Origin of the sequence: Agrilactobacillus composti DSM 18527 = JCM 14202, assembly GCF_001436375.1 — a bacterium.
In the GTDB taxonomy this organism is placed as follows: Bacteria; Bacillota; Bacilli; order Lactobacillales; family Lactobacillaceae; genus Agrilactobacillus; species Agrilactobacillus composti.
The window spans coordinates 1-13,977 of record NZ_AZGA01000009.1; the positions used below are offsets into that span (position 1 = coordinate 1).

12 protein-coding genes, 1 other RNA gene and 1 riboswitch are annotated in these 13,977 nt (G+C 41.3%); of the genes, 9 read left to right on the forward strand and 4 right to left on the reverse strand.

The genetic code is table 11. The features are described from left to right. The first annotated feature begins 137 nt into the window (after positions 1–137). On the forward strand, positions 138–491 hold the full coding sequence (locus FC83_RS02875) for a hypothetical protein (RefSeq protein ID WP_035455411.1): 354 nt from the start codon (positions 138–140) through the stop codon (positions 489–491). Between the two features lie 542 nt (positions 492–1,033). Here the strand turns inward: FC83_RS02875 and FC83_RS02880 are convergent. Beyond that, entirely contained in the window at positions 1,034–1,417 is a 384-nt protein-coding gene (locus tag FC83_RS02880; RefSeq protein ID WP_035455412.1) for a YxeA family protein, read from the reverse strand. A 345-nt stretch (positions 1,418–1,762) separates the two neighbouring features. On the opposite strand from FC83_RS02880, the gene FC83_RS02885 reads away from it, so the two are divergent. The 3 genes from FC83_RS02885 (at position 1,763) to FC83_RS02895 (ending at position 3,877) form a co-directional block, all read left to right on the forward strand. After that, a complete protein-coding gene (locus tag FC83_RS02885) occupies positions 1,763–2,752 on the forward strand; it encodes a glycoside hydrolase family 43 protein (protein WP_057002372.1) in 990 nt (329 codons plus the stop codon). Between the two features lie 86 nt (positions 2,753–2,838). Continuing rightward, positions 2,839–3,135, forward strand: a complete 297-nt coding sequence (locus FC83_RS02890) for a MazG-like family protein (protein ID WP_035455416.1) — start codon at positions 2,839–2,841, stop codon at positions 3,133–3,135. Between the two features lie 301 nt (positions 3,136–3,436). Continuing rightward, positions 3,437–3,877 (forward strand): hypothetical protein, encoded by a 441-nt coding sequence (locus tag FC83_RS02895; protein WP_035455418.1) that lies wholly within the window; start codon positions 3,437–3,439, stop codon positions 3,875–3,877. Between the two features lie 17 nt (positions 3,878–3,894). Here FC83_RS02895 and FC83_RS02900 read toward each other — a convergent pair whose 3' ends face one another. The 3 genes from FC83_RS02900 to mgtA form a co-directional block, all read right to left on the reverse strand. Further along, entirely contained in the window at positions 3,895–5,085 is a 1,191-nt protein-coding gene (locus tag FC83_RS02900; protein ID WP_081763190.1) for a CynX/NimT family MFS transporter, read from the reverse strand. A gap of 212 nt (positions 5,086–5,297) precedes the next feature. Continuing rightward, positions 5,298–5,667, reverse strand: a transfer-messenger RNA (tmRNA) gene (gene ssrA / locus FC83_RS16840). Between the two features lie 91 nt (positions 5,668–5,758). Next, entirely contained in the window at positions 5,759–8,407 is a 2,649-nt protein-coding gene (gene mgtA / locus FC83_RS02905) for a magnesium-translocating P-type ATPase (protein WP_057002373.1), read from the reverse strand. 69 nt (positions 8,408–8,476) lie between these two features. Beyond that, positions 8,477–8,650: riboswitch (M-box (ykoK) riboswitch) on the reverse strand. A 169-nt stretch (positions 8,651–8,819) separates the two neighbouring features. On the opposite strand from mgtA, the gene FC83_RS02910 reads away from it, so the two are divergent. The 5 genes from FC83_RS02910 (at position 8,820) to FC83_RS02930 (ending at position 13,951) form a co-directional block, all read left to right on the forward strand. After that, the gene (locus FC83_RS02910; protein WP_035455420.1) at positions 8,820–10,127 is read left to right on the forward strand and encodes a C1 family peptidase; all 1,308 of its coding nucleotides are present in this window, start codon (positions 8,820–8,822) and stop codon (positions 10,125–10,127) included. A gap of 18 nt (positions 10,128–10,145) precedes the next feature. After that, a complete protein-coding gene (locus tag FC83_RS02915; RefSeq protein WP_057002374.1) occupies positions 10,146–11,381 on the forward strand; it encodes a DUF2075 domain-containing protein in 1,236 nt (411 codons plus the stop codon). Between the two features lie 5 nt (positions 11,382–11,386). After that, complete coding sequence (locus FC83_RS02920) at positions 11,387–12,226, forward strand: aldo/keto reductase (protein WP_235184368.1); 840 nt, start codon at positions 11,387–11,389, stop codon at positions 12,224–12,226. Positions 12,227–12,409: 183 nt separating this feature from the next. After that, complete coding sequence (locus FC83_RS02925; protein WP_035455424.1) at positions 12,410–13,171, forward strand: DUF975 family protein; 762 nt, start codon at positions 12,410–12,412, stop codon at positions 13,169–13,171. 15 nt (positions 13,172–13,186) lie between these two features. Beyond that, the gene (locus tag FC83_RS02930; protein WP_035455426.1) at positions 13,187–13,951 is read left to right on the forward strand and encodes a hypothetical protein; all 765 of its coding nucleotides are present in this window, start codon (positions 13,187–13,189) and stop codon (positions 13,949–13,951) included. The last annotated feature ends 26 nt before the right edge of the window (positions 13,952–13,977 follow it).

Below are 13,977 nucleotides of genomic sequence, written 5' to 3' on the forward strand. Positions count from 1 at the left end.
AAAAAGACAAACTACAACTTTAACGAAAAAGTATAGTTTGTCTTCAATCTGAAATCCCGTTATGCGGGATTTTTTTATGAAAACTTTCTTGAAAATGGTAAAATAAAGGTAACTAATGGGCAAGGGAAGTGGGTTTCGTGAAGAATTCTGATAAACAACCCCAAACAGGATTAACACAAGTACGAATTTATGAGGCTTGTGTGATCATTGCGGCGATTATTTCGGTGATTACAGTGGTGTTGACTTTTATATATCCCAGCTGGGTACTGTGGACAACAACTGTGATTGGCGTTATTTTTCTGATTTTAGTGGTATTGGGCTATCTCATCGCCCATCGGCTGATTCGCCGTCTGACCACGCCAGTACATAAAGCTGGTTTGCCTAATTTGGGCTTTAATCTGAACAATCCTGTAGGTGTGATTTTAAGCTTTCTGACCTATTACGCGATTTTTGTGTTCATCTTGTTTTTAATTTTGATGACGAAATTTTAGAGGAGTTGGATAAGTGGGTAAATATCAATCATTTTTAGACAAAAGATGGGCGTGGTGAGGTTATAAAAAAGACCGCTAGCTCACTGCTGAAGAGCAAAAAAAGGATGATAAGTTTCTTGAGGTCGTCAGAAAAATAGTGGAAAAGAATAAAAATTCTAAGAAAAATATTTAAAGTCCGTTCATTGATAGTGCCGTTTCTCGGTCTATTTTGACCTAGTTATGTTAGGGAAGGACTTTTTTATTTTAGATAAATCATAAAAAAATCTCGTGACGCTGATTTAACAACATCCCGAGAGTCGATGGTATACATATCGAGCTGGCGAAAGTCGAATTCGCTTCAGACTACATCAAAGATGATGATCATTGTCCAGTTACCGAAGCCTACAGCTCATTTTGGTTTTATGTCTTAGGTCGATGTAGGGCCACTTAGAGGGTTGAAAGATTGATGCCAAGCTCAACCATTCAACACATCTAATTATAGGCAAAAATTGTGACTGATTTGTGAAGAATTGCTAAAGTAATCGTAAAATTTGGGAAACGTTTTATTTATTGACAATCTTTAGTTTTAGTCGGACTTTCTCTGGGACATCGTGGACATTGAGTGCTTCAAATTGCGTATTATTGCCGCCTTGTTTATCATAAGTAACTTTTAAATAGCTATTCTGTTTAAGTGGACGTGCTTTAAAACTGGTCAATTGCAATGACTTGGCCTTACCGTTTTGATCATAGCCATTTAAAGTGTAGTGATAACTAGTATAAGTCACGCCAGCAGCGCTTTTTTCTTGATGTTGCTCGCCTTTGGTCTTGACTTGCGTGTAATAGATTGTGCCTGTCGTTGTGAAATGGTCGCAAATTTTAATGCCACCGATGAATAAGATTAAGCCGATTAGCAAACTTAAAGCCAATTTATAGATGTTTTTCACCATATCCAGCGATCCTCGTTGGGTTTATTTTGAAGATAATTTAAGTTTATCGACTTCAATTTCTAGATACAATAGATGTTACAAGTTTGATAGTTGAGCTTGCATTGATGTTATAACCGGGGCAATAATTTGCGGCGAATTTACAAAAACAGGTTTCTGAAATTCGTGGTGCTAATTCAACAACCTGCTTGTAATTTAATCTGTTTGCAATGTATTTTACATTTTAGATACAAAGTGGAATTATTGAAAATATTCACGAAAATTGTTATATACTTTTCATGAGTCAATTATCAAGATGCGTAGCAGCATTGGGAGACAATCATGTCATTAATTTGGGGAGACTTTTTGATGAATAAGAAATTAAAGTATTTAATGGGTTGCTTAGCCATTGCGATAGCCAGCGTGATTGGTTTAGCCTTTGGTGGGCAGGCCCAAGCAGCCGCTAATAATACCCAACCGGCGTATGATCACTACTTATTTGTTTATTTTAAATCTTTAAAGTACCGGCCTAATGATCAGCAATTGTATTTTGCGGTGAGTCAAGATGGCCTGCATTTTACGGAACTAAACCATGGGCAACCGGCTATTCCCATGCCGGACTTTGCCATTCGGGATCCATACATCATGCGTCGGCAAGATAATCAAGGCTTTGACATTGTTGCCACTGCGCAGGACTACCAAAACCGTGAGAACTGGAGCCGGTCTATTTTAGTCATGGACAGTCCAGATCTTTTGGGCTGGGGTTACCACATGTCTACCATTAGTGCCCCTTATGTTGGCTGTACTTGGGCACCAGAAATGACTTGGGATCCAGATACCGGTAAATATATGATTTATTGGGCGCAGACTATTCCTGATGACAACTATTCTAAGTTGGGTATTTGGACTTCACAAACTTCAGATTTGGATACTTATACGACGCCAACACCGTATTTCACGTCGGATTCATCCAGTCTTACTGATTTAACGCTCTTCCAGCAAAACGATCACTATATTCGCTTTACTAAAAATGAAACGGACAAACATGTCTACGAAGATATTGTACCGAATTTAAGTGATGTCAACAGTACGCCGATTAATACGCCACTTTTGAATCAAATGGCTTATGTTGAAGGCCCCGAGATGTATAAACTTTACAATAAAAACGAGTGGGTCTTAATGCTTGATCACTATGAGGACGATGGGTATGAACCAGTTGTTTCCAGTGATCCAAGTAGTGGTAACTTCACCAAGCTTGGCCGTGGTGATTATTCTATTCCCGACGGGGCACGACATGGGTCGATCTTACCAATTTCAAATGATGAATATAATCGCTTAGTCAATCGCTTTCCAGCATAATTAGACATTAAAACAATTAAGGGAGCTAACCGTAGGCAAGAATATGCGGGTTGGCTCCCTTATTGTCAGTAGATTGGAGTAAAAAAATGTCCGATATTTTAGCCCAAATCAAACAGGCCGCAACCAAAGAACCTAAAACACCAGAGCAACAATTTTTAAAGTTATCTGAAGAAGTTGGGGAGGCGGCCCAGGCTTTTTTGTCAGCCCAAGCCATCTCAGGCAATGGTTATAAAGGTAAGCAAATCGCAGATGTTCAAGAAGAGTTGGTGGATGTGTTGTTGGTGACCCTGGCCATTTTGTATAAACTCGATACCACCGATGAACAAGTACAGGCGTTATTAAAACGTAAAGTCACCAAGTGGTTAGCCAAACAAGGTCATTAATTGTGGGGACAAAAAAGAACCCACGCATTTTCCGCTACGTGGGCTGGTATCAATTACAATTACAACCTTAAAATTATCATGAAAAGTTAAAATAAAATCTTAAGAGGCTATAAATTTTTATTAGGAATTAATTAAGAATTTTTAAAACGTATTTTGAAGCGGTCTTGCTTTTGTGAATTTTTTTCCTTTTTGCAGGCAGCAATGCTATAATTCAAAAGGATGTTCCATTTAAAACAGGCTGAATTCGTATCAAAACACAGATGGGGAAAGTTTAACTATAATTTTGGAGGATATCGTTGTTATGAACCCGCTTTTATATGCAGTCATTTTTTTAATTTTGCTAGGCTATCACGGCTTTTTAATGTACCACATAAAGGATCGCAAAGCTGCTGAAGTAATCATCAACTTAAATCAGCAAATTACCCAATTAACCAATGCCCCGATGCAATCCCTTACCGCCAACCAACGCAATATTGCTAAGGAAATTGCTGCTGGGTCCGTTACTAAAGTGAAACTGGCAAATTACAGTTTACATTATAATTTATATGGGCTAGTGGATATTATAGCGGTGCTGGTATTTTTCTTTGGACAATCTTTGAGCATACCAGCCTTGTCAATCTTAGCAATCGTCGCGTTGCTCATTGGTGAGTTTACCTTAACATATTGTCTCATGACCTTACAGGTGCTACGGCATTATTTACGTATTTTAGAAAGCCGACTTAAAACCGATTCACAGGATTAGCCCAGTAAGGGCTTTTTTTAATGGAAAATTTTAGCTTTGCGATCTACCAATAAACCACAGATGGTTTGAATCAAAACCATCAGGATCAAGAGGATCAAGATAAGGTTCCAACTATGAATACCATTAAAAATCATCCCCGCTGCAAAAGGACCGGCTGCGGCGATCAAGTAGCCCATGGATTGGACCATCCCAGAAATTGCCACGGTCTCTTCAAGACTTTCCGTTTTCAAAGGAAATAATATCATGGATAAGTTAAATGATGAATTAGTGCTGACGCCAAGGAAAATACAGCTGCAGATTGCCAGCCAAATTGGCAGTTCTGGCGATAGTAACACGATGAAACCTAAGACGTAGGCGGTTGCCGTGACTAGCATCAACCCGCTTTGTTTGGTTCGATGGCCGGCGATATTTGGAATGATAAAGGCCATGGGGACCCCGGCTAGTTGGAAAGCCCCCAGTAATAAACTGGCATTATTTTGACTAATGCCATGGGCCATCATAATTGATGGCAGCCAAGTTAAAATCGTATAGAACAACAAAGATTGAATCCCCATATAGCCCGTTAGAAACCAGGCGCTGGGGATGGTCCAGACATTACGGATGGGCTCAAGCTCGGTTTGGGCTCTGACCCGTTGTTGTTGGGGTTTTTGATGGGTTAAACCCAGCGTAATAAAACAAGTGATGGCCGGAAAGATGGCTAGAAATTGGACCATGGGCTGCCAACCAATTTTACCGGCTAGCGGGGCACTGAAACCGGCGGATAAAGCACTAAAAATGGACATGGCCAAAGAATACACACTGGTCATCAAGCCGATTTTAGTGGGGAAATAAGTGGCCACCACGGCTGGCGCCAATACATTGAGTACAGCGATACCTGCCCCTAATAGTAATGTCCCAATCAAGAGACTGGTAAAGCTATAGATTCTTAAAAAGGAGCCAACGGTTAGTAAAATTAAACCTAAAATCAAGACGCGCAGCAAGCCAATTTTTTGACGCCAAAGGTCGACAAATGGTGATACTAACGCAAAGCACAAAAGGGGAATAGTTGTCAGACTGCCTAAGAACCACCCCGGTAAATTGAGGCTTTTTTGAATATTACTGAGGATGGGTGGGATGATGGTTAAGCTCGTCCGCATATTTAAACCGATAAAGATCAATAGAATGATAGCTAAGAAACTTAAAGACTTTGTTGCTTTATTTTTATCCATAGGTGCGCCTCCGAAAATTACGCAGTAATAAATTACTGTGATAGTCTTAGCTTATCAATTTTCAGGAAAGCTGCCAAGAAAACTTTTCAAAAAACTGAGTTGTTGGCGTAACAGAGGGGATTTTAAAGCAAGTGTGTCAACCAAAAATAAAAAACGTCTCAAACACTGATTTAACAGTAATTGAGACGTTTCTAGTAAGACTTAAAAGCTATTAGTGGAGGTGAGGGGATTTGAACCCCTGTCCATACGCATTGCCACGCAGACTTCTACGATCATAGCTAGACTATTTAAAATTTCGCCAAAGTGACGCGCCGCCTATCAGGGCTAACACACAATGGCTAACTTGCTAATCTCTTTTATTTACTTCAAGTGGCGGTAAATAACGTAATCCCAATTAATTTGAGACCCAAAATCCAACCCTTGGGAGAAGTTGGCAGGATCACGCTAGGCTACTTTTAGGCAGCTAAAGCGTAAGAATTTTCGTTTTTAGCAGTTATATTTAACTGTAACGTTTTTACGTAGACGTAACCTACGAACCGCGATCCACGCTCACCTACGCATGTCGAAGCCATAAACACCCCCGAAATGTGCAATATATATAATAACATGGAACGGACAAAAACACCAGTACTTGGGTTGAAGTGCCTAATTTAACCATGATTTGTTCGGGTTATTACAACAAATTGCCATTTTGCTTGATAAAGTATTTTTTCGTGATCGTGACCACCAGCAAGTAGAGCCCTAAGGTTGCCAACAGCCACGGCCAAAAGCTAAGGGGCAGGGGAACTAGCCCTAATTGGGCACCAAGGCCAGTATAAGGCAGGAGTGACCCAAAACAAACGGCTAGACTGGTAATGACGGTCATACTCAAACTGGCCCGACTTTGAATAAAGGGAATTTTTTCAGTTCGTAAGGCATGAAGCACTAAGGTTTGGGTCCACAAGGATTCCACAAACCAACCCGTGTTAAACAAACGAACAAATTCAACCCCAGCACTACCGGATAGTTGGGCGAAGAGTCCTCCTAAGACGGCGGGGCCAATGAGGAAAAACATCAGCAAGTAAGTGGTCACATCAAAGATAGAGCTGGTAGGACCAAATGCAGCCATAAAGCGGCCAATGGATTTGGCTTCCCAGCGTTTGGGTCGGCGTAAATACGCTGAATCCATGCGATCCCAAATGATCGATAGACAAGACAGATCATAAATAAGATTCAAAAGCAATAACTGTAGCGGCTGCATGGGTAGGAAAGGTAGAAAAGCACCCGCAAGTAAGACTGAAAACATATTGCCAAAGTTTGAAGAACAAGTCGCTTTAATATATTTCATAATATTGCCAAAGGTCTGCCGCCCCCAAAGCACACCTTGTTCTAAAACCTGCAGGTCCTTATGCCGCAGGATAATATCCGCCGATTCCTTCGCAATGGCAACCGCAGAGTCCACCGAGACACCCACATCGGCTTGAGTCATGGCACTGGCATCATTGATACCATCCCCCAAAAAGCCCACCACGTGATCTTTATCTCGCAATGCTGCCACAATTTGGCGTTTTTGCTCTGGGGCGATTTTAACAAACAGGTCGTGGCTTTTAACGACGGCAGTGATCTGTTCAGGAGACATATCGGCTAACATAGCCCCGGTGATGATGTCGGATTGGGGCTGACCCATTTTTTGCCAAAGTGCTGCAGTGACTGGGGCGTTATCGCCGGTAATTATTTTGACCTGAACGCCATGCCGTTGCAGCTGTTTCACTGCACGGGTGGCACTGGGTTTTAACGCATCCGCAAAGGCTAGGCTACCCACAAATATCAGATCACTTTCATCCTGAACGCTTAAATGATCGCCAGTGACTGGTTTTGGCTCAACCTTGATGCCTAACCCTAAAACCCGTAAGCCCTGTTGATTTAACTTTTTGCTGGCTTGCAAAAGCTCGTGCTTTTTGGCAGCAGTGAGGGGCAGATCATTACCCGCTGCATCTCGCACAAAGGCAGAAATGGTTAGCATTTCTTCAATGGCGCCTTTGGTGATCAAAACCGTTGTCTGGTCCGGCAACTTAACGATCGTGCTTAGCTTGCGCCGGGTAAAGTCAAAGGGCAGTTCATCAATTTTAGTATAGTCCTTTGGATTGATAGCTAATTTAGTTTGGGCTGCAGCAATGATGGCTTGATCCATTTCATTATCCAGGCCCGTTTGAAAAAAACTGTTTAAATACCCCAACCGTAAGACCATTTCGCTGGAGCGGCCCGCTGAATCTAAATGGGCACTTAAGGCAATTTTGTCCTGGGTTAACGTCCCGGTTTTATCGGTGCAAAGAATGTCCATGGCGCCAAAGTTTTGAATAGCATTGATATTTTTAACAACGGTACCTTCTTGGGCCATTTTTAAGGCACCTCTTTGCAAGTTGGCGGTGACAATGACCGGCAACATTTCCGGTGTTAAGCCCACGGCCATGGAAAGACCAAATAAGAGGGCTTGCAGCCAATTACCCTTGGTCAGACCATTCAATAAGAAAACTGCCGGGGCCATAACGGCCATGAAACGAATTAACAGCCAAGCTGTTTTATGAATACCCAGATCAAAACTGGTTTGAACTCCAGGGTGCGTGGTGGTGTTTTTGGCGATCGTCCCAAATTGGGTTTGCTCCCCGGTAGCGATGACTAGCCCCAAAGCGGTCCCACTGACCACATTACTGCCCATAAAAGCTAAGGTTTGATAGTCAGTCAGGCTATCTACCCCTGGTTGGTGGGTGGTGGCGTACTTGACCACAGGGTAACTCTCACCCGTCAAGGCACTTTGCGCCACGTGTAGATCCCGGGTCTCAATGAGACGCAGGTCTGCCGGAATGAGGTCCCCTGCTGCTAGTTGGACCACATCACCACAAACCACATCTTGTAAGGGAATTTCTTGTTGAAGCCCGCCACGGACAACCGTGGCGAAAACCTGGACATAGGTTTGTAATTTCTGACTGGCATGATTAGATCTGATGGTTTGGATCAAAGACATCGTTCCACTGGCAAGAATCATGACGCTAATAATAATGGTACTTATGAGACTCTTGGCACCAGCATCGGCCCAAAGAAAATCGGTTAAGAATGCAATAATGCCCAATAAAGCTAAAATAGCTGTAAATGGGGTGATAAAAGCTTTGGATAAGTGTTGCAACCAGGTGGTTTGCTGGTGTTGTTGCAATTGATTGGTGCCATACTTTTGGCGATGATGGGGGACTTTTTGGCTGGAGATACCCCCAAAACTGGAATTAAATTTGGCTAGTACTTGTTGAATTGGACTGTTGGCCATTTGGCGATAGTTAGTGTTTAAAAGCATAATTGATGCCCTCCTATTCCAAAGAGAGCCTCCCACGAAAAAAAACGAGCGTATTTTAAATACAGCTCGTCTGAACTAGATTACTCTAATTTCAGCACTACACGTCGTAAAAGTGGTACACACTTTAGCTGCTTGGGAGCTAGCCTTCGTTCGACTATCTCTGTCTTATACATTGGCGTTTCGCAACGTTTCTGTACAGCAGCCTGTGTCCATGTAGGAGCCTCTAATTTATTTTTGTTATAATAATTATAAATATATGCTTATGTATTCTATTATCCATGATTATCAAAAAAAGTCAACAAATGTGCTTTTAATTGCTAGAAATCAGCGTTTAAATAATTTCTTTGAAATTATAGCTGATAAATCTTACAATTAAAGCTATACGGTGATGACGCATACTAGGAGGTGGCTCATGGAACCATTAGATTTTAAGACAATTGCCCAAATTTCTCAGGGGTTTACCCCCCAAAATGAAATTGCTAAGCGGGCAGCAGTGCGAACCGGGGTCTTGGATGCCAGCTTTAATGCTGATGTGAAGGCAAAGTTAAATCGGACTTTCTCTATAGAAGTTAAAACTGGCGCTGTGACCAATCAAAAGCATAGTGGTCGCTGCTGGTTGTTTTCTTTATTAAATACGTTGCGGCACGATTTTGCCACGCGCTATAACGTCAAAGACTTTGAATTATCCCAAGCGTATCTTTATTTCTGGGATAAGATCGAGCGAGCTAATATCTTTTATGATCACATGATTGAGACCGCTGGCTTACCCGTAGATGATCGTCAAGTTGCTTTTTATTTGGCCGGCCCTGGCTCTGATGGTGGGCAATGGGCCATGGCGGCAGCTTTGGTTCAAAAATATGGTCTGGTGCCAAGTTATGCCATGCCAGAAACTTTTAATACTAATGATACTGCTGGATTTGCGGCGGCTTTGAATAAACAATTACGTCATGATGCCATTGAATTACGGCAATTGGCCCAAACTGGCGCGACTGATTCAGCATTAGCTGCCAAAAAACAAGCTTTGTTAGCGGCTATCTATCGGATGACGGTTATTGCCGTGGGCGAACCTACCCAAACCTTTGATTTAGAATATCGCGATGATGACCAGCAGTATCATCTTGATGAAAATTTAACCCCCCAACAATTTCGGGATAAGTATTTTACGATGAACTTAGACGACTATGTCGTCTTGACCAATTCACCGGACAAGGCGTTGAACAAACGGTATACGTTACCATCGCAAAATAATATTGTTGGTGGTAAGCCAATCGAATTCGTGAATGTTGCCATGCCAATTTTAATAAAGGGTACGATTGCGCAGCTAAAAGCGGGTGAAACAGTTTGGTTTGGAAATGATGTCTTAGAACAAATGCATCGAAAAGAAGGTTTATTAGACAATCATTTATATGAAACTGATGCTTTATTTGACGTTAAGTCTACCATGACCAAAGCCCAGCGTTTACAATACCATGAAGCTTCAGTCTCCCATGCCATGACTTTAACCGGGGTTGATTTAATCCATGATCAGCCAACGAAATGGCGTGTGGAGAACTCTTGGGGCAAAGACAATGGCCAAGCGGGCTACTTTGTGATGAATAATGGCTGGTTCAACGAGTTCGTCTATGAAGTTGTCGTTAATAAGCAGTACGTGCCAGCAGCTACATTGAAGTTATTAACGCAGCCTGCAACAGTATTACCGGCTTGGGATTCTTTAGCATAGTTTAGAGAGGGTGTTTAGTTGCTAAGTGAAGGCACATTTCTATTAGATTCAAAGGCCCAGTTAACCGCAGAGCAAAAGCAACTTCAAGATCAACTGACCGAATTTGTAACTGTTAATTTCAAGAAATCAACACCGCATTTATTTGTAATAAAGGGGGATGCGGGAACTGGTAAAAGTGCTTTGATTAGTGAACTATTTACCAACTTACAACAGGTCAGTCGCCATGACAAAATATCACCGTTTTATCAAACTCAGAATTATTTGTTGATCAATCACCCTGAAATGTTGAAAATCTATCAGTACTTGGCCAAGGATAATCCAAATTTACACAAAAAAGATTTTCAAAAACCAACCACGTTTATCAACCAGCATCATAAGTCGGCCCAAAAAGCTGATGTGGTATTTGTGGACGAAGCCCATTTACTCTTGACCCAAAGTGATCGTTATAATCGCTTTGAACAACAAAATCAGTTGGCTGAAATCATTAATCTCAGTAAAGTAGTGATTTTGGTGGTGGATTTAAAACAGGTTTTAAAGTTAAAGAGTTATTGGAATCCTCAGTCCATGCAAAATTTGATTGATCGTTATCCTCATAAAATTTTTAATTTAGGGCAACAACTCAGGGTAGATAACCCGACCATGATTCAATGGATCAACGCTTTTACCAATGACCATCAAATTTTGCCTAAAGTAGATATGCCCAATTTTGACTTCCGTATTTTTGCCGATGGGGTACCGCTTTATCAGCAATTGGTTAAGCGTGATCAACAAGTTGGCCTGTCTCGAATGATTGCCACGGCTGATTTTCCTTACAAGTTAGATAATCAAGATTGGTTTGTGACGGCAGGTTCTTTGCGATTACCTTGGGATAAAATTAGTGATTCAGATATACCGTGGGCAATGCGGCCCAGCACGATTCATGAAGTCGGGTCGATTTATACTATTCAGGGTTTTGATTTGAATTACGCGGGGGTTATTTTGGGGCCTAGCGTGACCTTTGATCCCAAAACCCAGCGTGTTGTGGTAAAAGTTGAGGCGTATCAGGATTTTGAAGCTTTCAAGAATCGGCATGATATCTCTGACTTGGCCAGCGCAAAGGCACAAATTATTATGAATTCAGTCAACGTTTTGCTCAAGCGCGGGCGTAAGGGCCTGTATCTTTATGCCTGTGATCCTGATTTAAGAGCAGCGCTCTTGGCAGTTCAAACGGCTGAGACTGCCAAATCTAAAGAAAAAAACCATAAAGGAGCATGATTTTGATGACAGAAACTTATACATTATCTGATGGTTTAGTTGTACCAAAAGTTGGTTTTGGTACCTACAAGTTAAATGGCGCCCAAGGTGTAAATGCGATTACATCAGCGTTGGATGTGGGGTATCGTCTTTTAGATACCGCGGTGAATTATGAAAATGAAGGTACCGTGGGTCAAGCCATTGCTCGTAGCAGTGTCCCCCGGGAAAAGATTTTAGTATCCTCTAAGCTGCCTGGTCGGCGTCAACATTATGATGATGCCATCGCCACGATTGAAGAATCACTTTACCGCAGCGGCTTAGATTATTTTGATTTATATTTGATTCATTGGCCCAATCCAAAGACGGACTTATATGTGGAAGCTTGGCAGGCGTTGATTGCGGCCCAAAAATTTGGGTTGATCCGTTCCATTGGTGTGTCGAATTTCTTGCCAGCGCACTTGGAACGACTTGAAAAAGAAACTGGGGTTATGCCCGTTATTAATCAAGTGGAATTACATCCTTACTTTAATCAAGCAGACCAACGCAAGTTTGATACGGAACATCATATTTTGACGCAAGCGTGGAGTCCACTGGGGCGTTCCACTAGCAATAATGTTTTGAAACACCCTGAAATTGTGGCTTTGGCTGAAAAATATCATCGCTCCGCTGGTCAAATTATTTTACGTTGGCAGACACAATTAGGCGTATTGCCAATTCCTAAGTCGACCCATGTGGCACGGCAACGCCAAAATCTTAATATTTTTGATTTTGAATTATCTACCGAAGATATGGCAACGATTAATGCCATTTCTAAGCCAGATGGTCGAATTCGTGATCAAGATCCAGCCTATTATGAAGAATTTTAATATGTATGTTTGATTCCTAAGGCCAAAGACAAGCTAGATGATAATGTCTTTGGTCTTTTTTGGTATTTATGTTGTCATTTTTATCAAATAGCTTTATGTAGCACAGTGTACAGAATCGTTACGCATTTCATAAATCGTATGTTAAAATCAATGTAAATAAAACAGATGAAGGAGATACTTTTTATGAAAATTTCAATTGGTGCTCTAAAACGCCAAGTTAAAGCGACTTTTAAAGACAACTGGGTGACCGCCGTTCAAGTGACTTTTGTACCTGCCTTATTGTCGACCTTAGCTTCAATTATTATTCTGTTGGCCGTTATTATCTTAATGTCAGTTTTAGTTTACGCTGGCAATCAGTTATTAAACGATGCGCCCCGTTCTGTTCAAGATGTTCAGCAAAGTCTAAATGGCGGGACTTGGCAATTTACGGGCCAGATGGGCCGTGGGTTAGTGACCAACTTGATTGGGGTATTGATGTTTAGCGGGATTCAATTTACTTTCTTAGACTGGCTCCGCCAAAAAGATGCCGTACCAGAACATCCCTTTAAATCAGCATTTCAAGGTTTTACCGGGAAATATATTGGCCGTTTATTGGTATTGGGATTATTGATCAATGTTTTCACTTCGCTATGGACTTTACTGTTAATTATTCCTGGCATCATCATGAGCTATGCTTATCGCATGACCTATTTTATCTATAAAGATCGCTATGATGAAGACTTGAGCTTTTTGCAGACTATCAGTGCCAGTAAGGCCTTGATGAAGGGCCACAAGTGGCAATTGTTCTTATTAGATTTGAGTTTCATTGGTTGGTTTATTTTAGGTTTTATTGGTTTGGGGATTCCGCTTTTTTGGGTCTATCCCTATTACCAAGGCACGATTGCGGCATTTTATGATGCTTTGGTCCAAGAACCAAAAGAAGCAACAGCTGTGGCTGCAGCATAAATGGGGATACATTAGATGGCCTTTAAACCCTATTTATTCGCAATCATTGGTCTGTTTGGCTTAACTTATGGGTTTGCATTAATACTGCAGTGGTTATTGGACCGGGACAAAATTCGCTTAGGGGCGGCTTTTGGCATTCGGGGTGCTTTGGTATTTGGCTTTTTAGGGCTGTGGATCCACGAATTAAGTCATGCGGGCTTAGCGTTACTTTTTCGACACAAAATAACCGATATGAAATTAATGGAATTGCATCCCAGTGGCCAAGATATCACGCTGGGACACGTGACCCATACGTATAATAAACGCTCACTTTATCAAGCCATGGGGAATTTCTTCATTGGACTGGGGCCAATTATCGGCTGCAGTGGGGTTATTTTAATCGCCCTGTGGGTATTGTTGCCAGCTACTTTCACGGACTTAATTAATTTAATTTTTAGTTTGACCCAACAATTTGATATTAACAATCTAGGCTTAGCTATTAGCGATTTAGTTCGAAATATGCCAGTTAATATACATTTATTCATTTTTTTATTAATACTTGTGGAAACGGCTTTTGGTTTCGGTTTAAGTCGTGCTGACTTGTCGGGTTCATTGTTAGGCTTGCCATATATTGTGGTATTAGTTGGGCTGTTAAGTGTGGCAGATTACTTGTTGAACTTTCATTGGTTAGCTTTCTTAATTCAGCTGGATGTGTTGTTAGGTATCATGTTAAGTTTGGTACTTTTGATTAGTATTTGCTATAGTTTGTTGATCTATTTAATCACCGCGCCATTCGTCTAAAACGCAATAAAATTCTCACTGATCGT

Bases quoted from the DNA above. Each gene is read 5' to 3' on its own strand.
- mgtA (WP_057002373.1), bottom strand. From the start codon at position 8,407: ATGCTTTTAAACACTAACTATCGCCAAATGGCCAACAGTCCAATTCAA.
- FC83_RS02890 (WP_035455416.1), top strand. From the start codon at position 2,839: ATGTCCGATATTTTAGCCCAAATCAAACAGGCCGCAACCAAAGAACCT.
- FC83_RS02900 (WP_081763190.1), bottom strand. From the start codon at position 5,085: ATGGATAAAAATAAAGCAACAAAGTCTTTAAGTTTCTTAGCTATCATT.
- FC83_RS02885 (WP_057002372.1), top strand. From the start codon at position 1,763: ATGAATAAGAAATTAAAGTATTTAATGGGTTGCTTAGCCATTGCGATA.
- FC83_RS02880 (WP_035455412.1), bottom strand. From the start codon at position 1,417: ATGGTGAAAAACATCTATAAATTGGCTTTAAGTTTGCTAATCGGCTTA.
- FC83_RS02930 (WP_035455426.1), top strand. From the start codon at position 13,187: ATGGCCTTTAAACCCTATTTATTCGCAATCATTGGTCTGTTTGGCTTA.
- FC83_RS02910 (WP_035455420.1), top strand. From the start codon at position 8,820: ATGGAACCATTAGATTTTAAGACAATTGCCCAAATTTCTCAGGGGTTT.
- FC83_RS02920 (WP_235184368.1), top strand. From the start codon at position 11,387: ATGACAGAAACTTATACATTATCTGATGGTTTAGTTGTACCAAAAGTT.
- FC83_RS02895 (WP_035455418.1), top strand. From the start codon at position 3,437: ATGAACCCGCTTTTATATGCAGTCATTTTTTTAATTTTGCTAGGCTAT.
- FC83_RS02925 (WP_035455424.1), top strand. From the start codon at position 12,410: ATGAAAATTTCAATTGGTGCTCTAAAACGCCAAGTTAAAGCGACTTTT.